At 75.1% G+C, this 20,277-nt stretch carries 19 protein-coding genes; 7 read left to right on the top strand and 12 right to left on the bottom strand.

All coding sequences use genetic code 11. From position 1 onward, the window contains the following. Nucleotides 1–14: 14 nt before the first annotated feature. A complete protein-coding gene (locus ITJ48_RS16685) occupies nt 15–620 on the top strand; it encodes a TetR/AcrR family transcriptional regulator (RefSeq protein WP_192042783.1) in 606 nt (201 codons plus the stop codon). 126 nt (nt 621–746) lie between these two features. On the opposite strand, the gene ITJ48_RS08405 is transcribed toward ITJ48_RS16685, so the two are convergent. Beyond that, a complete protein-coding gene (locus tag ITJ48_RS08405; RefSeq protein ID WP_194613156.1) occupies nt 747–1,805 on the bottom strand; it encodes a hypothetical protein in 1,059 nt (352 codons plus the stop codon). A gap of 211 nt (nt 1,806–2,016) precedes the next feature. Further along, on the bottom strand, nt 2,017–2,241 hold the full coding sequence (locus ITJ48_RS08400; protein ID WP_194613155.1) for a hypothetical protein: 225 nt from the start codon (nt 2,239–2,241) through the stop codon (nt 2,017–2,019). Between the two features lie 93 nt (nt 2,242–2,334). Here ITJ48_RS08400 and ITJ48_RS08395 point away from each other — a divergent pair, with 93 nt between their 5' ends. Continuing rightward, nucleotides 2,335–3,000, top strand: a complete 666-nt coding sequence (locus tag ITJ48_RS08395; protein ID WP_194613154.1) for a hypothetical protein — start codon at nt 2,335–2,337, stop codon at nt 2,998–3,000. 94 nt (nt 3,001–3,094) lie between these two features. Here ITJ48_RS08395 and ITJ48_RS08390 read toward each other — a convergent pair whose 3' ends face one another. Both ITJ48_RS08390 and ITJ48_RS08385 read right to left on the bottom strand, forming a co-directional pair. Beyond that, nucleotides 3,095–3,826, bottom strand: coding sequence for an alpha/beta fold hydrolase (locus tag ITJ48_RS08390; RefSeq protein ID WP_194613153.1), 732 nt, complete (start codon nt 3,824–3,826; stop codon nt 3,095–3,097). 99 nt (nt 3,827–3,925) lie between these two features. After that, the gene (locus tag ITJ48_RS08385; protein WP_194613152.1) at nt 3,926–5,347 is read right to left on the bottom strand and encodes an MFS transporter; all 1,422 of its coding nucleotides are present in this window, start codon (nt 5,345–5,347) and stop codon (nt 3,926–3,928) included. A 122-nt stretch (nt 5,348–5,469) separates the two neighbouring features. On the opposite strand from ITJ48_RS08385, the gene ITJ48_RS08380 reads away from it, so the two are divergent. Further along, nucleotides 5,470–7,350, top strand: a complete 1,881-nt coding sequence (locus ITJ48_RS08380) for a GAF domain-containing protein (RefSeq protein WP_194613151.1) — start codon at nt 5,470–5,472, stop codon at nt 7,348–7,350. A gap of 101 nt (nt 7,351–7,451) precedes the next feature. Here the strand turns inward: ITJ48_RS08380 and ITJ48_RS08375 are convergent, their stop codons facing one another. From ITJ48_RS08375 to ITJ48_RS08360, 4 genes are all read right to left on the bottom strand, one after another. Then, entirely contained in the window at nt 7,452–8,339 is an 888-nt protein-coding gene (locus ITJ48_RS08375) for an alpha/beta fold hydrolase (protein ID WP_194613150.1), read from the bottom strand. Then, complete coding sequence (locus ITJ48_RS08370) at nt 8,339–9,823, bottom strand: FAD-binding oxidoreductase (protein ID WP_194613149.1); 1,485 nt, start codon at nt 9,821–9,823, stop codon at nt 8,339–8,341. The genes ITJ48_RS08375 and ITJ48_RS08370 overlap by 1 nt, the downstream gene beginning before the upstream one ends. 368 nt (nt 9,824–10,191) lie before the next feature. Beyond that, nucleotides 10,192–10,989, bottom strand: a complete 798-nt coding sequence (locus ITJ48_RS08365) for a response regulator transcription factor (RefSeq protein WP_194613148.1) — start codon at nt 10,987–10,989, stop codon at nt 10,192–10,194. Next, nucleotides 10,986–12,518 (bottom strand): histidine kinase, encoded by a 1,533-nt coding sequence (locus ITJ48_RS08360; protein WP_194613147.1) that lies wholly within the window; start codon nt 12,516–12,518, stop codon nt 10,986–10,988. The genes ITJ48_RS08365 and ITJ48_RS08360 overlap by 4 nt, the downstream gene beginning before the upstream one ends. A gap of 84 nt (nt 12,519–12,602) precedes the next feature. Between ITJ48_RS08360 and ITJ48_RS08355 the strand changes: the two genes are divergently transcribed. Further along, nucleotides 12,603–13,307 (top strand): DUF4232 domain-containing protein, encoded by a 705-nt coding sequence (locus tag ITJ48_RS08355; protein ID WP_194613146.1) that lies wholly within the window; start codon nt 12,603–12,605, stop codon nt 13,305–13,307. A gap of 64 nt (nt 13,308–13,371) precedes the next feature. On the opposite strand, the gene ITJ48_RS08350 is transcribed toward ITJ48_RS08355, so the two are convergent. From ITJ48_RS08350 to ITJ48_RS08335, 4 genes are all read right to left on the bottom strand, one after another. Beyond that, nucleotides 13,372–14,652: an amidoligase family protein gene (locus ITJ48_RS08350; RefSeq protein ID WP_370544838.1), complete on the bottom strand. Its 1,281-nt coding sequence runs from the start codon at nt 14,650–14,652 to the stop codon at nt 13,372–13,374. Nucleotides 14,653–14,660: 8 nt separating this feature from the next. Continuing rightward, nucleotides 14,661–15,446: a hypothetical protein gene (locus ITJ48_RS08345; protein ID WP_194613145.1), complete on the bottom strand. Its 786-nt coding sequence runs from the start codon at nt 15,444–15,446 to the stop codon at nt 14,661–14,663. Nucleotides 15,447–15,756: 310 nt separating this feature from the next. Then, on the bottom strand, nt 15,757–16,800 hold the full coding sequence (locus ITJ48_RS08340; protein WP_194613144.1) for an NAD(P)-dependent alcohol dehydrogenase: 1,044 nt from the start codon (nt 16,798–16,800) through the stop codon (nt 15,757–15,759). Nucleotides 16,801–16,965: 165 nt separating this feature from the next. Next, nucleotides 16,966–17,448, bottom strand: a complete 483-nt coding sequence (locus ITJ48_RS08335) for a MaoC family dehydratase (RefSeq protein WP_194613143.1) — start codon at nt 17,446–17,448, stop codon at nt 16,966–16,968. Between the two features lie 200 nt (nt 17,449–17,648). Here ITJ48_RS08335 and ITJ48_RS08330 point away from each other — a divergent pair, with 200 nt between their 5' ends. The 3 genes from ITJ48_RS08330 to ITJ48_RS08320 are packed head-to-tail and all read left to right on the top strand — an operon-like array spanning nt 17,649 to nt 20,181. After that, complete coding sequence (locus ITJ48_RS08330; RefSeq protein WP_192042768.1) at nt 17,649–18,707, top strand: ABC transporter ATP-binding protein; 1,059 nt, start codon at nt 17,649–17,651, stop codon at nt 18,705–18,707. Continuing rightward, entirely contained in the window at nt 18,704–19,357 is a 654-nt protein-coding gene (locus tag ITJ48_RS08325) for an ABC transporter permease (RefSeq protein ID WP_194613142.1), read from the top strand. Before ITJ48_RS08330 ends, ITJ48_RS08325 begins: the two co-directional genes overlap by 4 nt. Beyond that, complete coding sequence (locus tag ITJ48_RS08320) at nt 19,354–20,181, top strand: ABC transporter permease (protein WP_194613141.1); 828 nt, start codon at nt 19,354–19,356, stop codon at nt 20,179–20,181. Before ITJ48_RS08325 ends, ITJ48_RS08320 begins: the two co-directional genes overlap by 4 nt. Nucleotides 20,182–20,277: the final 96 nt, after the last annotated feature.

Genomic DNA, 20,277 nt, shown 5'->3' with positions numbered 1-20,277 from the left:
GGTAGGATCGACGGGTGGACGACAAGAAGCTCACCGAGCGCGGCCGGGCGACCCGGCAGCGCATCATCGAGGCGACGGGGGAGCAGATCCTCGCGTCCGGGATCGGCGGGACCACCCTCGACACCGTCCGGGCGGCGACCCTGACGAGCAAGAGCCAGCTGTTCCACTACTTCCCGGGCGGCAAGGCGGAACTCGTCCGTGAGGTCGCCGCGTGGGAGGGCGGGCAGCTGCTCGCCGCGCAGCAGCCGCACGTCGACGACCTCGGCTCGTGGGAGTCGTGGAGCGCCTGGCGAGAAGCGCTCGTCGACTACTACCTCGGCCTCGGCCGGTGGGCCTGCCCGATCGGGTCGCTCGCGACGCAGGCGGCCATGACCGACCCCGAGCTCGAGCGCGTCATCGCCGAGAGCATGGGCGCCTGGCGTGACCTGCTCGCCGCGGGGGTCCGCAAGATGCAGGCGTCGGGCGACGTCGACCGCGAGGCCGACCCGGAGCGGATCGCGATGGTGATCCTCACGGCGGTGCAGGGCGGGCTCGTGATGAGCCAGCCGCTGCGCTCGGCGTGGCCCCTCGAGGCGGCGCTGGACTCGGCGCTCGACCCGCTGCACCGCGTGCGGGTCTGAGGAGCGCTGCACGGGTGCCGTGAGCTGCGTGCCCACACCCTCGAGACCCGCGCGCACCCTCGTGCGCGCGAGAGGGTGTGCGCGGATGCCGCGGGTGCGGGCAGGTGCGGTGCCGCAGGAGGCGCGCTAGCGGTCGAAGAGACCGCCGAGGTCGCCCAGCCCGGGGATCTGGAAGCCCTCGCCGAGACCGCCGACCTGCTCGCCGAGGCCGCTGAGGTACTCCTCGCCGCCCTGTGCGATGCCGTCGACGCCCTCGGTCAGGCCGCCGAGACCCTCGGAGAGCCCGGCGATGCCCTCGAGCCCGAAGTTCTCGGCGAGGCCGCCGAAGTCGACGCCGTCGGCGAGCGCTCCGGAGAGGAGCGGGCCCGCGACGCTGCTGACGGCGGCGCCGCCCGCGACGGCGAGTGCGAGGCCGCCGAGTGCGGCGACTCCCGCGCCCGCCGCTGCTCCCGCGGCGAACTTCCCTGCGCCCGAGCCCTGACGGGCGCCGGTGGCGGCGCCGCCCGCGCTCTGGCCGGGACGGCCGTGGCCGCCGAAGACGCGCTGCATCAGCCCGGGGTGCACGGTCTCGCCGCGGGTGGCGGCCCGTGCGAGGTCGTCGGTGCTGCCGCTGCGGGGCTGCTCGTGGGCGGGCAGCTCCTCCGTGAGGCGGGCCTGGACCAGCTCGCGCTGCTGCGGGGTCAGGCGGGCGAACGCGTCGCGGTGCACCTGCTCGAGCTGCTCGGGCTCGGCCGTGCGGAGCAGGTAGTCGTACTTGCCGAGGGCGACGCGGTCAGCCTCGGTCGCGCGGGGAGCGCCGGAGGCGTCGTGCTGCTGGGCCGGGCGCTGTTGCTGACCCTGCTGACGCCCGTCGTAGCCGCCCTGCTGGCGCTGCTCGTAGCCGCCCGGCTGGCCCTGCTGGCCGTGACCTCGCTGGCCGTAGCCCTGCCCCTGCTGCTGGCCGTAGCCGGCCTGCCCCTGCTGCTGGCCGCCTCCTCGCTGGTCGCCGTGCTGCTGCTGGCTGTCGTCGCCGGTGAGCTTGTCGGCCGCCGTGCGGACGAGGTCGCGCCAGTCGGTGCCCGAGCCGGAGCCGGAGCCGGCGCCGGCGCCCGGTCGAGGCGGCTGGCCGTTGCGGGAGGACGAGGAGGAGTTCGAGTCGCCGAGCGCTTTCGCGGCGGCGCCCAGGAGGCGCTTGAAGTCGGGCATGCCCCCATCGTGCTGGCCCCCGATGTGCAGACCCCCGGGAGGACCTGCGGAAGTCATCCGAACTGCCTCGTCTGCTCGCCCGCCTCCTCGGCTCGTCCGACCGATCGACCACGGGCGTGTTCGTCGCGAGCGGGCCGTCCTGACAGCCCGGCGACGACGAACCCGCCCGTCCGCAGCGGAGCGCCTGCGGCGGGCGGTGGCGAGCCGCGGCCTAGAAGGCGTTGCTGAGGGCGTCGAGGAACGCCGCCAGGGGGCGCACGACCCAGCGCTGCAGCCAGCGGCGCAGGCGAGGGAACCGGCGCGGGGCGCCTCCTCGGGCTCGGGCGTCCTCCGCCTCGCGACGCTCACGTCGGCTGAGCGGACGGTCGAGGTGCATCGGCCCGTCGTGCACGGGCCCGTCGTGCGCGGGCCCGTCGGGTGCGGCCCCGCCGGGCACGCGAACGCTGTCTGCGTCATGAGGCCGTCGATCCACGGAGGCGACGCTATCGTGACGAGGTCCGCCTCCCGACCCCTTGCCCCGGAGCCCCGCATGCCCACCCGCACGACCCGCGAGATCGTCGACGCCGCCCGCGCGCGCTTCGACGACGGCGAGCACCGGGCCGCGTGGGACTCGCTGCTCGTCCACGCCCGTCGCCACCCGGACGAGCGCGCCTACCGCGACGCCCTCTCGGAGTTCTACCGCCGTGCCGGCAACCCCGACCAGGCGGCCCGCTGGGGCGCCCACGACCTCGCCTCGCTCGACGCCCGTGAGCGTCACGCGCTGCGCCGGTCGCTGCTGCAGTTCGAGACGGAGAAGGAGGTGCGCGACTACCTCGTCCTGTCGGGCGGCCTGCCCCCGGAGACGACCGAGCACCTCGGGTCGCCCCGGCAGCAGCGGCTGATCCGGTGGGAGCCGACTTCGGAGCTGCTCCTCTTCATCGCCGGCCTCAGCGGAGTCATCGGGGCCGTCTTCGTCGTGACGCTGCTCGTCTGCGTCGTGGTCGCGGCGTTCACGGGCGACCCGGAGACGCAGTCCGTCGCGCAGGTCGCGGTCTCCATCGTTCTCGTGGTCGTCACCGTCGCGGGTGCATCCAGCTCGGCCGGGTACCTGCTCAGCGAGCGGTGGTGGCGGGGCGGGCTGCTCGGGGTGGTGGCCGTCGCCGCGGCCCTCGTGCTCGCGCAGACCGACATCACGTCTCCGCTGCCCTTCGGCTGAGGCGCGGCCGCACGAGTCGCCCCGAACGGTCGCCTCCGGCCGGGCCACGTGACGATCCGGGGCGACTCGCGGCTCGCAACCCGAGGGAGGCGCGCTAGAGCACGTCGGCGACGAGCTCGAACACGCGGTCGGGCGCCTCGAGGTGCATGTCGTGGTGCACGCCGGGCAGGCGGCGCAGCTCCCAGCCGACGCCCTCGAGGGAGCGGGCGACGGGCTCGGGCAGCACGGCCGGGCTGTCGTCGGAGAGCACGACGACCGAGGGCACCGCAGGAGGCGCCACCGCGATCGGCGCGTGCGCCACGTCACGGAACACCCCGATCGCCATCCTCGTGTCGAACCGCTCGCGGGCGTCGTCGAGCAGCGCGACCGTCGCCGCGTCGTAGCTCGCGCGCACCGCCTTGGTCGTGCGTGCCTGGGCGAGCCCGGCCACGGCCAGCGTCAGCGGCGGCACGGCCCAGAACAGCCGCCCGGCGAGGCCGCTGGTCGGCAGCGCCAGGTGGAAGCCCGGGTCGAGGTAGACCGCCCGGAGGGGCTGCAGCCGCGCGACCGCCCGCACGAGCACGGCCCCGCCGAGCGAGTGCCCGACCACGCTGTGCAGGCCGGTCGGCAGGGCCTCGACCAGGTCCGTCGCGAACTCGTCGAGTCGGTACGACGACGCCCGGCCGCTGTGACCGTGGCCGCGCAGGTCGACCGTCGTGACCGTGTACCGGCCCGTCTCGAGCATCCGGTCGACGAGCGGTCGCCACGTCTCGCCGTCGCCGCCGAGCCCGTGCACCAGCCCCACGTGCCGCTCGCCGTCGCCGGTGGTGGTCGTGTGCAGCTGCATGGGGTTCCTCGGGATTCGTGTCGAGCAGGGCGGGGCAGGTGGTGCAGGTCGAACAGGGGCGGGCGGAGCGGTGCAGGGGCGAGCAGGTGCGCCCCCGACTCAGCGCACCGACTTGATCGGGATCACCGCGAGGGCGCCGAGCACCACGAACACGATGCCCGAGATGAAGAGCACGGGGTAGCCCCCGGTGATCGAGACGAGGCCGGCGGCGATCGAGGGGCTGAGGGCCTGGGGCAGCGTGGTGGCGAGGCCGAGGATGGCCAGGTCGCGCCCCGCGGAGCTGGCGCCCGACGTCAGGGAGGCGGGCAGCACCTCCGTCATGAGGGCCAGGTCGATCGAGATGTAGGCGCCGAAGCCGAGGCCGAGCAGGAAGCTGTAGATCAGGATGCCGGTCGTCGTCGGCATCACGAGGGGCACGACCAGGCCGATGGCCATGACGACCGAGGCCCAGAAGATGAAGGGCTTGCGGCGGCCGATCCGGTCGGACAGCACGCCGCTGGCCAGCGCCGAGATGAGCACGCCGAGCAGCAGCACGACGCCGATCTGGGCGGCGAAGGCGTTCGAGGCGGCGTCGCTCAGCCCGATGTAGTCGCGCAGGATGTACAGGCCGAAGGTCTGCGCGCCGTAGAAGCCGATCACCATGAGGAACCGCGCCGCGAAGGCCCAGGCGAAGTCGGGGTGCTTCCGCGGCGAGACCCAGAAGCCGCGGGCGAACTCGCGGAACGTGGGGCGGGGCGCGGCAGGGCCGGCCGTCTCGTCGAGGCTCGAGCGGTCGGGGTTCACCACGACGAACACGGCGACGACCACGAGCACGAGGGCGGCGAGCACGAGGTAGGGCAGGGCTCCCGCGCCGGAGGCCGAGCCGGCGACGACGGCCCCCACCGCGTTGCCGACCGTGATGCCGAGGCCGATGAGGCCCGAGACCCCGCCGCGCTTGGCGGCCGGGAAGCGGTCGGGCACGAGCGCCGTGGCCGCGGCCTGCAGCGCGTTGAGCCCGAGCTGCACGACCAGCCAGATCAGGGCGACGGTGACGATCGAGCTCGCCAGCGGCAGCCCGGCGAAGAAGCCCGCGGCGAGCAGCGCGCCGCCGACCATCCAGGGCGAGCGCCGGCCGAAGCGCGAGCGCGTCGCGTCCGACAGGGCCCCGGCGATCGGCTGCGCGAACACGTTCGCGAGGAACGCCACCGTCGTCACGATCGCCAGGTTGCCGATCTTCGAGGCCTCGTCGATGTCGGCCACGAGGTTCGGGATGAGGATGCCGAGCCCGCCGGAGTTGATCGCGAGGATCGACACGTAGACGAGCGCGAGGCCGATCGAGAGCCGGCGGAGGCGCGGCGGGCCGACGCTGACGTCGGTCGCCTCCGCGACGGCGGCGATGCCGGCGGGCCCTGCGGAGCCGGGGGTGGGCGCGACGAGGGAGGCGGCAGCGCCGCCGATCGTGCCGGGCGCGTCACCGGGCGTGCCGGAGGGGGTGCCGGGCGTGCTGCCGGCGGAGGCGGTGGTGCGGTCGACGTCGGTCATGGGGGACTCCTGAGCTGAGGGGCGGCGCTGCCGCTCGGGGACGCTCAACCCTGCGCCTCGGCCCCCTGCCGCCACAACGGCTGTTCCGTCTACTCTCGACCCATCGGATGGAGGGAACCACCATGGCTGAGCGCGACCCGCAAGGGACACGTGGCCCGCAGGGGCCGGGGTGGCTGCAGCTGCTCGCCGACCAGGCCGGCATGCCCGAGCTCGAGGCGCACCGCCGCCTCCTCGTCGCCGACGGTGCCGACGCGGCCCGCACCGACCAGGAGGCGCGCTCGGCGGTCGAGGTCGCGTCGCTGCTGCAGGAACGACGGCAGCGCGCGGTCGAGCTCGCCGCCCTCAACGACATCGCCGGCCGACTGGCCGCCGTGGCCGACCCGGCCGACCTGCTCGTGGAGGTCGTCGACCAGGCCCGGCGCCTCCTGGGTGTCGACCTCACCTACGTCGCGCTGCTCGTGGGCGACGACCTCCGCATCGAGGTCGCGAGCGGCGACCGCTCGTCCGCCCTGGTCGGCACGCGCCTGCCCCGCACCGCCGGGCTCGTCGGCAGCGTCGCCGCCGGCGGCACCCCGCGCTGGACCTCGGACTACGCGGCCGACCCCGAGCTCGTGCACGAGGAGAGCGCCGACCGGGCCGCCCGGGCGGAGTCGATCCGCGGGCTGCTCGGCGTCCCGCTGGCCGTGCGGGGCCGGGTGCTCGGCGTGCTGCTCGCCGCCAAGCGGGAGGAACGCCGCTTCGGCGCGCACGAGATCAGCCTGCTGACCGGTCTCGCCGCCCACGCCGCGGTCGCCATCGACAACGCCCGCACGGCCGCCGAGCTGCGCGACGCCAAGGAGGGGCTGGAGTCGACCCTGCGCCTCGACGCCGACCTGACCCGCGCCGTGCTCGCCGGGGGCGACCCCGCGTCGCTCGTCGAGCGGGTGCAGGCGCTCACGGACGTGCCCGTGCGGTGGGTCGAGCACCCGGCCGCCGGGCCGGTGGGGGCGGCGCTCGCCGGGGCGGCCCGCAGCGGGGAGCCCGGGCCGGTCGTCGTGGGGGCCGAGACGGTGCAGCCGGTGGCGGCCGCGGGGCAGGTGTTCGGGGCGCTGGTCGCCGGGCCTGCGGGTGCCGGGCCTGCGGGTGCCGGATCTGCGGGCGCCCGACCTGTCGGCGGGGCGCCCGCCGACGCCCTGCTGCTCCTCGAGCGGGCCGCGCCCCTGATCGCGCTCACGCTCGTGGGGGCGAGGGCCACCGCCCGCGCCGCCCAGCTCGGCCGTGACATCGCCACCGTCGACCTGCTCAGCCGCGGCGAGCCCGACGCGGCCGCCGACCACCGGCGCTGGCGCGGCGCCGGGCTCGACCCGCGCCGGCCGCACGTCGTCGTGGTGGTCGAGGGCGACCCCGACGCTGCCCGACGGCACGTCGTGGGGCTCGGGCTCGGCGGGCACGTCGCGTCCGCGGTGCACCGCGAGCGGTTCGTGCTGGTCGCCCCGGCCTCGCTCGAGCTCGAGGAGCGCTGGGGAGCGCAGGAGGCGCCCGTCGCCGGCCTCGCCGGCCCCGTCGTCGAGACGGCCGGGCTGCGCGCCGCGTGGGGCGAGGCCGCCCGGACGGCCCGGGCCCTCACGGCCCTCGGCCGCCGCCCGGGCAGCGGCGGCGGGTTGTCCCGGGGCGACGACCTCGGGGTCTTCGCCGTGCTGCTCAGCCGCGCCGGCAGCCGCGAGCTGCACGAGCAGGTCGAGCGGGAGCTCGGGCCGGTCCTCGCTGAGGAGGCGCGGCGCGGCGTGCCCCTCACGGAGACGCTCGAGGTGTTCCTCGACCAGGGCCGACGCCCGACGGCCACGGCTGCCGCGCTGCGCGTGCACGTGAACACGGTGTACCAGCGGCTGGCGACGCTCGACGGGCTGCTCGGGCCCGCGTGGCGGGAGCGGGCGCTCGAGCTGCAGGTGCTGCTGCGGCTCGGCCGGGCGGCGCAGGAGCTCGACGGGCCCGGGGCTGCGCGCTCGCCCGGGCGCCCGCGCTGAGTCGCCCGGACCCGTCGAACCCGCGCGCACCCTCGTGCGCGTCGGCGGGTGCGCGCGGGTTCGAGGGGTCCCGACGTGCGCCCGCGCGGGGCACCCGCGCCTCAGAGGCCCGCGACGAACGCGAGCAGCACCCCGTTGAACTCGTCGGGGCGGTCGAAGTTCGTCGCGTGCCCGGCGTCGTCGATGACGACCGACCGGCCGAGTGCGTGGCCGCCGACCGCCGCCTCCGCGTGGCTGCAGGGCCAGAGCTGGCTGTCGCGGCCCGCGACCATCGTGAACGGCACGTCGAGCCGGGCGATCACGTCGCGCCAGTCCTGCAGGCCGTGGTCACGGAGCAGCTTCCGCGTCTCGGGCGCGTTCGCCTCGCGCACGGCGGGCGGGCCGCCGAGCCGCTCGAACAGGCGGGCGACGCCGGTGTTCGACGGGTCGACGCGGGCGCCGCGGCCGGTGTCGGGGATGCCGTCGTCGAAGAAGGTGCCGCTGTTCTCGGGCGTCATGCCGTAGAAGCCGTGGCTCCACCCGGCGTCGTTCACGAGCTTCGGCGTCTGGTCGATCGTCAGCACGCCCGCGATCCGGTCGGTGCCGAAGAGGTCGATCGCGGCCCAGACCGTGCTCGCGCCCATCGACTGGCCGACGAGCACGACGTCGTGGAGGTCGAGGTGCACGAGCAGCTCGTGCAGGTCGGCGCCGTGCCGGGCGATCCGCTGGCCGTGCAGCACGTCCTCGCTGGCGCCGTGCGATCGCCGGTCGAACTCGACGACGCGGTGGCCCGCCGCGAGCAACGCGTCGGTCTGCAGCGCCCACGCCGCGGCGGGCATCGCGTAGCCGGCGACGAGCACGACGGTGCGGGAGGCGGTGGTGCGGGAGGCGGTGGTCGTGGGGGAGGCGGCGGCCGCGTCGGTCCTGCCGGTCGCGACGGGCGCCTCCCCCGAGTCCGTGTACGCGAGCGTCACGCCGTCGGCGCTGACGAACGTGCCTGCGGTGCCCATCAGAAGGCCTTCCCGGGGTTGAGCGTGCCGGCCGGGTCGAGGGCGTCCTTGACCGAGCGGTGCATCGCGAGCACGCGCTCGCCCAGCTCCTCGCGGAGGCCCGGCAGCTTGAGCAGGCCCACGCCGTGCTCGCCGGTCACGGTGCCGCCGAGGTCGAGGCAGTCGGCGACGATGGCGTCGAACGCGACCTTCGCCCGGGCCTTCGCCGCGTCGTCGCCCTCGGGCGCGATGATCAGCGGGTGCAGGTTGCCGTCGCCCGCGTGCGCGATGTTCGCGATGACGACGTCGGCGCTCGCCGCGGTCGCCTGGATGCGCCGGAGCATCTCGGGCACGGCCGAGCGCGGCACGCAGATGTCCTCGGTGAGCACGGGGCCCAGTCGCTCCAGCGCGGGGTAGGCGAGCCGCCGCGCCTGGAACAGCCGGTCGATGTCGGCCGGGTCCGTGGCCAGCTCGACGTCGGTGCCGCCCGCCTCCGCGAACACCCGGGCGACCTGGTCGGCGAGCTCGTCGCCGGCCGCGCCGCGCTCGTCGACGCGGGCCAGCAGCAGCGTGTCGACGTCCGAGGGGAGCCCCAGGTGCACCCAGTCGTCGACCGCCCGCAGGCAGGTGCGGTCGAGCATCTCGAGCGCGGCGGGGATGATCCCGGCACGCGAGATCGCCGCCACGGCGTCGCCCGCCGCGACGAGCGAGGGGAAGTACCCGATCACCGCACGCTCGTCGCGCCCGGCGAGCGGCAGCAGCCGCACGGTCACCGAGGTCACGACGCCGAGCGTGCCCTCCGACCCGACCATCAGCCCGACGAGGTCGTAGCCGGCGACGCCCTTGGCGGTGCGCCGCCCGAGCTCGACGATCGAGCCGTCGGCGAGCACGACCGTGAGGCCCAGCACGTAGTCGCGGGTAACCCCGTACTTGACGCAGCAGATGCCGCCCGCGTTCGTGGCGACGTTGCCGCCGATCGTCGAGATCGCCGAGCTCGCCGGGTCCGGCGGGTACCAGAGCCCGTGCTCGGCCACGGCGGCGCGCAGGGCGTCGTTGATCACCCCGGGCTGCACGACGGCGTACCGCTCGTCGACGTCGATCTCGGTCACGGCGTCCATCAGCTCGAGCGACAGCACGACGCAGTCCGCGACGGCGTTCGCACCGCCGGAGAGGCCGGTGCCCGCACCGCGCGGCACGACCCGGACGCCGGAGGCGGCGGCCCGGCGGAGCACGGCGCTCACCTCGTCCGTGCTGCGGGCGAGCACCACCGCGAGGGGCGCCTCGAACGGCGCCCACTCCGCGTCGTCGTGGCTGTACCGCGCGAGCGACTCCGGGTCGCGGAGCACGCGGTCGACGTCGAGCGTCGACGTCAGGTCGGCGACGAACGCGTCGACGGCCTCGGCGGCGAGGGCAGGCGCCGAGACGGCGGGGGTCTGCGCGGCTGCGTTCGCGGGCGCGGCCGCGGAGGAGGCGGCGCGTGCGTCCGCTTCGGTGGTGACGGTCATGCGGGGCGTCCTCCTGGCTCGGCTCGGTGCGGACCGACTGTAGCCCCGCTCCCCGGGCCGCGCCTCCGGCCGGGCAGCTCTCCGCGTGCGCGAGACCCCTCGAACCCGCGCACACCCGCGTGCGCGCCGGCGGGTGCGCGCGGGTTCGGTGGGTGTGGACGGCCGTGCAGGCCTGCGAGACGCACCTGCTCTCCGCTTCGGCGGGCCGCACCTCCTGCGGGGCGTGCGTGCGCCCGCGTGCGGAGTGCGGCGGGTTCCCGTCGCTGTGGGCAGGTTCCCGCCACGCACGGCGGTCGAGCGCTGACCCCCCGGGGACGACGGGAGCCCGCCGGGGACGACGGGGACCCGCCGACTCGTAGGTCGGGCGGTCAGCGGGCGGTGCCGCCGGTGCCGGCGTCGCGGCCGGCCCGCGCGAAGCCCGACTCGTAGGCGAAGACGGCGGCCTGGACGCGCGTGCGGGTGCCGGTCTTCGCGAGCAGGTTCGAGATGTGGGTCTTGACGGTCGCGATGCTGAGGTAGAGCTCCTGGGCGATGTCGACGTTGCTGAGGCCCCGCGCGACCCCGTCGAGCACGTCGAGCTCGCGGTCGCTCAGCCCGTCGAGAGCGGCACGGAGGAGCGGCGGGGCCGGCCGGGACGCGGCGGTCCCCGCGACGGCGCGCGACTGGGCGGACGCCTGCGCGTTCGCCTGGGCGGGCGCCTGCACGGGCAGGTGCGCGGGCGAGTCGCCCGACGTGCGCGCCGCCTCCGTCGCGACGGTCTGCTCGATCAGCGCCCGCGTCATCGCCGGGTCGATCAGCGAGTCGCCGCGGGCGGCCGAGCGGACGGCGGCGGCCATGAGGTCGGGCCCCGAGTCCTTGAGCAGGAACCCCGAGGCGCCCGCGGCGATGCCGTCGAAGAGGTGCTCGTCGTCGTCGAAGGTCGTGATGAGCACGACGGCCGTCGAGGGCTCGGCGACGATGCGCCGGGTCGCGGCGATGCCGTCGAGGCGCGGCATGCGGATGTCCATGACGACGACGTCGGGTCGCAGCGCGAGGGCGTCGCGCACGGCGTCCTCGCCGTCGCGGCTCTGGCCCACGACCGTGAGGTCGTCCTCGGCGTCGAGCATCGTCGCGATGCCGGCGCGGGCGATCGCCTGGTCGTCGACGACCAGCACCCGGAGGGTCACGACGCGCCTCCGTCCGACGTCGCCACGAGGGGGCGGGCGTCGGCCACGCGGGGGGTCGCCGCGCCCACGGTCGCCGGCCCGGCCGACGCCGGTCCGTCCACGGTCGTCACCACGGTCGCGGCGACGCCGGTCGCGCCGGCGCCTGTCGCCGCCGCAGCCGCCGCCTCGGCCGCCGTCGCCGGTCCGACCGAGAAGGAGGCGCCTCCCCGGGGCAGCTCGGCCCTCACGGCCCAGCCCGTCCCGGCCGCGTCGTGCCCGGTGACGAGCACGCCGCCCAGCCCGACGATCCGCTCGCGCATGTTCGCGATGCCCGCGCCGCCCCGCGGCACGTCGGGGAACCGCTCGGCGGCCGGCCCGGGGTCGGTGACGACCACCTGCCAGGCCGTGGGACCCTCCGTGATCGCGACCCGTACCTCCTCGGCGGACGAGTGCAGCATCGTGTTGGTCAGGCACTCCTGCACGACGCCGAGCACCGCGATGCGCTGCGGCGCGGGCAGCTCGCCGTGCACCAGCACGGTGCAGTCGACCTGGTAGCCGATGGCGCGCAGCCTGGCCGCCATCGCCTCGAGCTCGACGTCGAGGTCGCCGGTCGCGTCGGCGAGCGGCCCGACCGGTGCGGCCTTGAGCACCCGGACCACGGTGCGGATGCGGGTGAGCACGTCCTTGCCGCCGAGCACGACGTCGTCGAGCGCGGCGACCAGCCGATCGGGGTGCTGGCCGGCCACGCGGACCGCCGCCTGCGCGCCGATCACGAGCGCGGCGACGTGGTGCGCGACCTCGTCGTGGACGTCGCGGGCGATCCGGGTGCGCTCGCGCTCGGCGATGCGCACCGCCTCCTCGGCGCGGAGGGCGACCAGCTCGCGGTTGCGCGCCGCCAGCTGGGCCGTGGCCCGCCGCTGGTGCTGCAGCGCGAGCGCGGCCGCGACGACGAGCGCACAGCCGACGAGGTAGCCGAACTGCGTCGAGCGGTCGTAGAAGACCGCCCAGTCGAAGGCGTCGAAGACGGAGCCGGCCGACAGCCACGAGTCGACGACGACCTGCCACGGCACGATGGTGAGCACGGCGAGCACCGCGAAGGAGGCGGCCGGCGCGAACACGGGGAGCCCGTTCGACACCGAGATGAAGACCGTGACCGCCAGCGGCACCAGCAGCTCGGGCGCGCGGACGTACCAGTCGCCCGGCACCGGCCCGAAGGCGATGGCGACGGTGATCGCCGAGACGACGGTGAGCGAGGCGAGGGGGAACCGCTTCGTGGTCGCCGCCGCGACGAGCGCCGTGAGCCCGACGATGACGTAGCCCGGCAGGCTCGAGGGGTACCAGTTGAACTGCAGCGCGACGGTCAGCGCCGTCAGGTAGGCGGCGACGCCGAGCCCGAGCAGGAGCACGCGGCGGAGCCCGGGGCCGAGGTCGCGGAGCGGCGCGACGGCACGGAGGCGGGCGGTCAGGGAGGGCTCCTGGGGCATCGTGGCGGCCCGCCCGGCGGCGGCCTCGGCCTGCTCGTCTGTCGCCCTCACGTCTGCTGTCTGCACGTCCACACGCTAGCTCCGGGCCCGCGTGCGTTTCTCGGCCAGAGGGATGAACGACGTTCGTGCAGTGAGTGCACGATCGGGGACATGAACCGTTCCGCGAAGATCCTCCTGCCCCTCGTGCTGGCCTCGTCGCTCGGCCTGCTCGTCTCGGGGTGCACCTCCGGCGACCCCGACGCGTCGGCGCCCGGCGCCTCCTCGGGGCCGTCCTCGTCCGCCTCGCCGTCCGCGTCGGCCGCACCCGACGGGTCGGCCAGCCCGTCGGCGTCCGCGCCGGCCGAGCCGAGCGCGACCCCCGGCCCCGACGGCGCCTCGGGCGGCGGGGGAGACCTCGGCGACGGCGCCTCCGGCGACGCGTCGGCCCGCTGCACGGTCGACGAGCTGAGCGCCGAGATCGCCGACGGAGGCGGCGGCGCGGCCGGCAGCTACGGCATCGCGTTCGTCTTCACGAACACCGGCGATCGCACCTGCACGCTGCAGGGCTGGCCGGGCGTCTCGTTCGTGGGAGGCGGGGACGGCACCCAGATCGGCGCCTCCGCCACGCTCGACCGCGGGACGCCGCACGAGACCCAGAGCCTCGCGCCCGGCGGCGAGGTCCAGGCGCTCGTGAAGATCGTGCAGGCCGGCGGCTTCGACGCCGCCACCTGCCAGCCGACCGCGACGGACGGCTTCCGCATCTACCCGCCCGGGTCGGTCCGCTCGATCTTCGTGGGCGCGTCGGGCTCGAGCTTCGAGGCGTGCGCGAACACGGCCGTGCAGCAGCTCTCGACGAGCGCGCTGGCGGCGTTCTAGGGGCCGCGAGTTGCCCCGAAGTGCTGCTTCCGCGCTCGCGGGGCAGCAGTTCGGGGCAACTCGATCAGCTGTGGGTGCGTGCGAGCACGAGCGCGCGGAGCTCGGCGACGGCGCGGGCGGGAGCCACGGAGGCGGCGGTCGTCGGGCGCGGGAGGGGCGCCTCCTCGAGGCAGCGGTCGAGCAGGGCCTCGACGAGCCGGGCACGCGCCGTGATCGCGGAGGCGGAGAGCGAGCCGGGCAGGATCCGCACCTCCACGGTGTCGCGCGTGGGGCTGTCGGTGAGCAGGGCGGTGAGGTTCACGTCCATGTACTTGAGCAGGCCGGTGCGGGCGGCGGCCTGCTGGAGGCGGTGCCAGCGCTGGGCGGAGGCGGCGCCTCCTGCGGTCGTCGCGTCGTCGCCTCCTGCGGTCGTCACGTCGTCGTCTTCGGCGTCGGCGTCGGTCCGGGCTCCGCTCGTCGCCGCGGCCCAGGCGGCCGCCTCCTCCTCCTCGACCAGCGCGAGCAGGGCAGGCGGCATGGGTGCGAGCCGGGTGCAGGCGGGGTTCGTCTCGAGCAGCTCGTGCAGGGCCCCGCGCCAGTGCCCGAAGAGCCGCACCAGGTTGGCGAAGGCGTGCGCCGAGCGGAACGGCGCCCCGTCGACGTGCAGGTGCACGGCGGCCTCGAGGGGGACGGTGAAGCCGAGCTCCCTCGCGGGCCGGAGCAGCGCCTCCAGCGCGGCCTCGTGGTCGACGGTCAGGGGCGCTGTCACGATCTCGCACGGCCGTTCGCGGCCGGGGGCGAGCGGGGCCGCCATCGCGATGCTCGCCCCCGAGCGGTCGCGCAGCCGCCGGACGCCGCCGACGACCTCGACGTCGGTGCCGAAGAGCCGCGCGGCCGCGTCGAGCGACTGCTCGAAGCGGGCGGCCGGGTCGCTGTGGTCGGCCACGAGGCGGAGGAGGCGCGGGTCGTCCGAGAGGACGCGCCACAGGTCCGGCGACGATGGAGACGCGAAGGTGACGCCTCCTGCCTTCCCGGCCCGCGCCTCCTCGTGCTCGCGTCGCAGGTCGTCGGCGATCGTGATGTCGTCCACGAAGGAGGCGACGGGCGCGCCGTGCGCGTCGGACACCTCCCACGCCGGTGTCAGGTGCCAGAAGTGGCCCATCCCCGGCACGAGCGAGGGCTCGGAGTCGGTGTGGAAGACCCGACGGGCCGCCCCGCCCGAGGCGAGGGCGACCCGTCGGGCGAGCACGCCGCGATCGACGCCGGGCGGGGCGATCAGCTCGATCTCGACGCCGATCCGGCGCCGCAGCGCCGTCGTCCCCTCGGCTCGCAGCGTCGTCCCGTCGTGTCCGGTCGGCGTCGTCACGGCGCGGCTCAGGGGACGACCGGCAGGCTGTCGCCGGCGAGCAGCGCCGCCCCGGCCCGGGCCTCGGCCTCGCGGACGGAGCCGCTCTGCCAGATCGCGGCGAGCTCGGTCGCGTTCGCCTCGGTGTACCCGCTCGCCGAGAACGCGGCCACCTGCTGGTCCTCGGTGAACGTGGCGGGCGCGGCCGGCACCTCCTCGTGGGCCAGCAGGGCCGCACCGATGGTGCTCTTCACGGAGTACACGCTGGGCTCGCCCCAGGCCACGGCGAGGCCGAGCGCCTGCTCCCAGCTGCCGCGTCCGAGGACGAACGCCACCAGCCGCTGGTCGTCCGTGTAGGAGGCGGCGGGCGCGTCGTCCGGACCGAACGGCAGCGGGGTGCCCGCCGTGATCGCCGCCCCGGCCTTGCCCTTCGCCGTGTCGACGTCGGGCGTGCCCCAGACGACGGCGAGGTTGAGGGCGTCGTCGGCGTACGGCGAGGCGGCGAACGCCGCGAGGTCGGCCTGGCTGTACGTGATCTTCGGCGCCGGGGTCTCCTCGCCCCCCGCGGTGCTCGCGGCCTGCGCCGCAGCGGCGTCGGCCGCGACCTGCGCGGAGGAGGTGGCCGGGGCCGCCCCGTCGGTGGCGAAGGCGCCGGCTGCCCCGAGCCCCAGCGCGGAGCCGGTGACGGCGCAGGCGACGACGGCGACGACTCCTGCGCGGCGGAACGACGCACCGCGGCTCGTGCCGGGCGCGGTGCGGGCGGTCGGGCTGGTGCGGGTGGTGCCGGTCTGCGTGGTGGGGCTGTCCTGGTCCATGAGGTGCTCCTCGGTCGGGTCGGCGGGGTGCGACGGTGCGTCGCGGTGCCGACCCTCCGGACGCTACGAGCCCGAGGAGGCGCGGGTCGAGCGATCCGGGCCGGTCCCGTCCGCACGGCGTCCGGTTCGGTCCGGAGGGATGAGCCGCACGCGCCGACCGCCCTCGCCCGGCTCATCCGAACGACCGATCGTGGCGCGTGCGTGCGTGCGTCCGCATTCACGGGCACGACGGACGAGTTGCCCCGAATCGTCGCTCTGACGAGGTCGGAACGACAGTTCGGGGCAACTCGACGCCGCCGGGCGTGGGGCGCTACGGGACGATGACCGCGCGGCCGCGGACCGTGCCGGCCGCGAGGGCCTCGTACGCGGCCGGGCCGTCGTCGAGCGAGTACCGCTGCGTCTCGACCGAGACGCGGCCCGACCGGGCGAGGTCGAGCACCTCGATCAGCTCGGAGCGGCTGCCCCAGTACGGCACCCGGACAGCGGCGTCGTAGGCGATCGAGCCGAAGCCGACCTGCGCGGTGCCGCCGCCGATCCCGACGAGGGTGACGTCCGCCTCCGAGGCGGCGACCGACGTGGCGAGGGCCACCGTGGGAGGCGCCCCCACGAAGTCGAAGACCGCGTTCGCGCCCAGCCCGCCCGTGAGCTCGCGGATGCCGTCGGCCGCGTGCTCGTCGCTGATCAGCACGTGGTCGGCGCCGACGTGGGTGGCCAGCTCGAGCTTCTCGTCGCTGACGTCGAGGGCGATGATCTGCGCGCCCGAGAGCGCCTTGAGGATCTGGATGCCGACGTGGCCGAGGCCGCCGGTGCCGATGACGACCGCGAAGGTGCCCGCCCCGAGCTTCGGCAGCGACGTCTTGATCGCGTGGTACGGCGTGAGGCCGGCGTCGGTCAGCGACACGTTCTGGACGGGATCGAGGTCGCCGAGCGGCACCAGGTGGCGCGGGTCGTCGACGATCATGTACTCGGCCATCGAGCCGGGGGCGCCGAGGCCGGGGGGCTTGATGCCCTCGGCCGCCGCGTTGACGCAGTAGTTCTCCTTGCCCTGCGAGCAGGGGCGGCAGCGGCCGCAGCCCCACGGGCCGTAGACGGCGACGGCGTCGCCGACCTGCAGGTGCTCGACGCCCTCGCCGAGCTCCTCGACGACGCCGGCGCCCTCGTGGCCGAGCGTGAGCGGGAGGGGGTAGCCGCCCGCCGCGTAGTCCTCCTCGCTGAGGCCCATGACGAACTCGTCGCTGTGGCAGACGCCGGCCGCGGTGATCTTGAGCAGCACCTGCCCGGGGCCGGGCGACGGCTTCTCGACCTCGACGACCTCGGGGTGCTGACCGATCTTCGTGTACTGGAGTGCCTTCATGGCCAGAGGCTACGCCGGACGCGCGGCCGGTGCCCGACACCTGTCGGCTGGCCGGCCCGCTGGTCGGCCCGCCGGCGTGCCCGAGCGCCGCGAGTGGTCAGGAAACGTCCTCCATGGGCTCGGGAGGGACATTTCCTGACCACTCGGCGCCGGCACAGGGCCGGCTCAGGCGAGCGGCGGCAGCTCGCGCAGGACGAGGTTCATCATCACCTGCGACATGACGACCTCGTCGCGCTGGTTGAGCACCTCGATGCGCGTCCGCACGAGGCCGCGGTCGGGCTTCGACGCGGAGACCCGCGACGAGAGCACCGTGAACCGTGCCCGCAGCAGGTCGCCCGGCCGCACCGGCAGCAGCCAGCGCAGCTCGTCCACCCCGGGCGAGGCGACGCTCGCCCGCTGGTTCAGGAACCCGCCCACCATCAGCCGCATCATCAGCGCCGTCGTGTGCCAGCCGCTGGCGATGAGGCCGCCGAACGGGCTCCTCCTCGCCGCCTCGGGGTCGACGTGCATGTCGTGGGGGTCGAACGAGGAGGCGAACGCCACGATCTCGGACTCGGTCACCTCGAGGGGCCCGTGCGTCTCGACGAGCCCGGGCACGTAGTCGTCGAAGGTGCGGTCGGCGAGCGGGGGCGAGGCGTGTGCGGTCATCACGGAGATCCTGCACCTGCACGACCGAGCAGGCTCACGGAACTTCCCCCCGATCAGGCGGAACGCAAGACCCGTTCATCACGATCGAGACTCGATCTCGACGCGATGGCCGCAGATCGGGGACAATGATCCGTGAATGGCTGTTCTACCGGTCATGTCGAACACCCGGCCACCACGGTTCCGACAGGCAAGGAGAACAGATGATCACGTTCGAGGGCGTCAGCAAGGTCTATCCCGACGGCACGGTCGCCGTCGAGCAGCTCGACATGACGCTGCCGACCGGCGAGCTCACCGTCCTGGTCGGCCCCTCCGGCTGCGGCAAGACCACCTCGCTGCGCATGATCAACCGGATGGTCACCCCGTCGACCGGCCGCGTGCTCATCGACGGCGTCGACGTCGCCGGCCAGGACGAGGCGCTGCTGCGCCGCGGCATCGGCTACGTCATCCAGGCCGCCGGCCTGTTCCCGCACCGCACGATCGTCGAGAACATCATGACGGTGCCCGCCCTCGTCGGCACGAGCAAGAAGGCGGCCCGCGCCACCGCGGTCGAGCTGATGGAGCGGGTCGGGCTGACCTCGGCGATGGCCGACCGCTACCCGGTGCAGCTCTCCGGCGGGCAGCAGCAGCGCGTCGGAGTGGCCCGCGCCCTGGCCGCCGATCCGCCGGTGATGATCATGGACGAGCCGTTCAGCGCCGTCGACCCGATCGTCCGCGAGGGCCTGCAGGCCGAGTTCCTCCGTCTGCAGCGCGACCTCGGCAAGACCATCGCGATGGTCACCCACGACATCGACGAGGCGATCAAGCTCGGCGACAACGTCGCCGTGTTCCAGGAGGGCGGCCGCCTCGCCCAGTTCGCCACCCCGCGCGAGCTGCTCGCGAACCCGGCCGACGACTTCGTCGCGGGCTTCGTCGGCCGCGACCGCGGCTTCCGCAGCCTCTCGTTCGACTCGGCCGCGAGCCTCGACGTCGCGCCGCTCTCCGAGGTGACGACCGGGCCCGAGCAGCTCGTGCTCGACCAGGCCGGCCGGCCCCTCGGCTGGACGGGCGCCGGTCTCGGGTCGACCGCCTCCCCGACCCCCACCGGAGGCGCGTTCCAGACCACGGACTCGCTGCGCCTCGTGACCGACCTCGCGATCACGTCGCCGGTCGGCGTCGTCGTCCGTGTCGACGAGGACGGGGTCGCCGACGGCGTGATCCGCCACACCAGCCTCATGCAGCAGCTGGAAGCCCGCCGCCGACGGGAGGTCGACCCGGCGTGATCCAGTACCTGCAGAACAACGTCGCGGTGATCCAGGCCGCCCTGTCGCAGCACGTGTTCCTCGCGCTGGTGCCGGTGCTGATCGGCATCGTCGTGTCGCTGCCCATCGGCTACCTCGCGGTCCGCTTCGGGTTCCTGTACCACCCGCTCCTCAACCTCAGCGGCATCCTCTACGCGGTGCCGTCGATCGCGCTGATCGTGCTCGTCCCGACGATCGTGGGCATCCAGATCCTCTCGCCGCTGAACATCATCATCGCCCTGAGCGTCTACACGATCGCGCTGCTCGTGCGGGTCGTGGCCGACGGGCTCAAGTCGGTCGACCCGCTCGTGACCGAGGCCGCCTCCGCGATGGGCTACCGCCGCCTCCGGCGCCTGGTCTCGGTCGAGCTGCCGATCGCGCTGCCGGTCATGCTCGCGGGGCTCCGCGTCGCCACCGTCGCCAACGTCAGCCTCGTCAGCGTCGGCGCCCTGATCGGCGTCGGCGGCCTCGGCGCCCTCTTCACCCGCGGGCAGCAGCTCGACTACACCCCGCCGATCGTCGTCGGCATCGTGCTCTCGGTGCTGCTCGCCGCCGTGTGCGACGGGATCATCGTGCTCGTCCAGCGGCGCGTGACGCCCTGGACGCGTGCGGCAGGGAGGATCGCCGCATGAGCGACGGACTGCTCGGCTACCTGCTCGACCCCGCCAACTGGCAGGGCGGCGGCGTGCGCGCCTCGATCCCCGAGCTGGTGCTGACGCACCTCTGGTACACGGTGCAGGCGCTCGTCGTCGCGGCCGTGATCGCGCTGCCCCTCGGCCTCTACATCGGCCACACCGGCAAGGGGTCGTTCATCGCGATCAACGCGGCGAACGCCGGCCGGTCGCTGCCGACGCTGGGCCTCATCATCCTGCTCGTCGTGATCATGGGCCTCGGCTTCGGGCCCGTGCTGATCGCCCTGGTCATCCTGGCGATCCCGCCGATCCTCACCACGACGTACGCGGGCATCCGCGCGGTCGACCCGGCCGCGATCGACGCCGCCCGGGGCATGGGGATGCGGCCGCTGCAGGTGCTCTTCAAGGTCGAGGTGCCCATCGCGCTGCCGCTGATCTCCTCCGGCCTCCGCAACGCGCTGCTGCAGCTCGTCGCCACGTCGACCGTCGCCGCGTACGTCGGCATCGGCGGCCTCGGCCGGCTGCTGATCGACGGGCTGTCGCTCAACGACTACGGCCGCGTCGTGGCGGGCGCCGTCGTCGTCGCCGCGCTGGCGATCGTGCTCGACCTGCTCGCCGCGGGCACGCAGCGGCTCGTCGTGTCGCCCGGCCTCACCGGGCGCATCCCGAAGCGCCAGCTGCGGCGCACGGCCCCTGCCGCTCCTGCACCGGCACTCGCTCCCGCCGACGGGGTCGCGGCGACGACCTCGGTGCACGGACCCTCGACGCCCACGACCTCGACGCCCGAGCCCGCCTCCTCGGCCCGCGACGGCGCGTCCTCCTGACCCGGCGCGCGCCTCCCGGCCCGCGCCTCCTCGACCCGGCCGGCACCTCCCGGTCTTGCCCCTTCACCCACACCCCCGCACCCGAACGAATCGTCG

The sequence above is a fragment of the Frigoribacterium sp. VKM Ac-2530 genome, from assembly GCF_015350835.1.
GTDB lineage: Bacteria > Actinomycetota > Actinomycetes > Actinomycetales > Microbacteriaceae > Frigoribacterium.
Note: the sequence above shows the minus strand (reverse complement) of the source record. Positions and strands in the feature narration are given on the sequence as shown.

Coding starts and splice junctions, on each gene's coding strand:
- ITJ48_RS08405 (WP_194613156.1), bottom strand. CDS start 1,805: ATGCCCGACTTCAAGCGCCTCCTGGGCGCCGCCGCGAAAGCGCTCGGC.
- ITJ48_RS08395 (WP_194613154.1), top strand. CDS start 2,335: ATGCCCACCCGCACGACCCGCGAGATCGTCGACGCCGCCCGCGCGCGC.
- ITJ48_RS08390 (WP_194613153.1), bottom strand. CDS start 3,826: ATGCAGCTGCACACGACCACCACCGGCGACGGCGAGCGGCACGTGGGG.
- ITJ48_RS08385 (WP_194613152.1), bottom strand. CDS start 5,347: ATGACCGACGTCGACCGCACCACCGCCTCCGCCGGCAGCACGCCCGGC.
- ITJ48_RS08380 (WP_194613151.1), top strand. CDS start 5,470: ATGGCTGAGCGCGACCCGCAAGGGACACGTGGCCCGCAGGGGCCGGGG.
- ITJ48_RS08375 (WP_194613150.1), bottom strand. CDS start 8,339: ATGGGCACCGCAGGCACGTTCGTCAGCGCCGACGGCGTGACGCTCGCG.
- ITJ48_RS08370 (WP_194613149.1), bottom strand. CDS start 9,823: ATGACCGTCACCACCGAAGCGGACGCACGCGCCGCCTCCTCCGCGGCC.
- ITJ48_RS08355 (WP_194613146.1), top strand. CDS start 12,603: ATGAACCGTTCCGCGAAGATCCTCCTGCCCCTCGTGCTGGCCTCGTCG.
- ITJ48_RS08345 (WP_194613145.1), bottom strand. CDS start 15,446: ATGGACCAGGACAGCCCCACCACGCAGACCGGCACCACCCGCACCAGC.
- ITJ48_RS08340 (WP_194613144.1), bottom strand. CDS start 16,800: ATGAAGGCACTCCAGTACACGAAGATCGGTCAGCACCCCGAGGTCGTC.
- ITJ48_RS08335 (WP_194613143.1), bottom strand. CDS start 17,448: ATGACCGCACACGCCTCGCCCCCGCTCGCCGACCGCACCTTCGACGAC.
- ITJ48_RS08330 (WP_192042768.1), top strand. CDS start 17,649: ATGATCACGTTCGAGGGCGTCAGCAAGGTCTATCCCGACGGCACGGTC.
- ITJ48_RS08320 (WP_194613141.1), top strand. CDS start 19,354: ATGAGCGACGGACTGCTCGGCTACCTGCTCGACCCCGCCAACTGGCAG.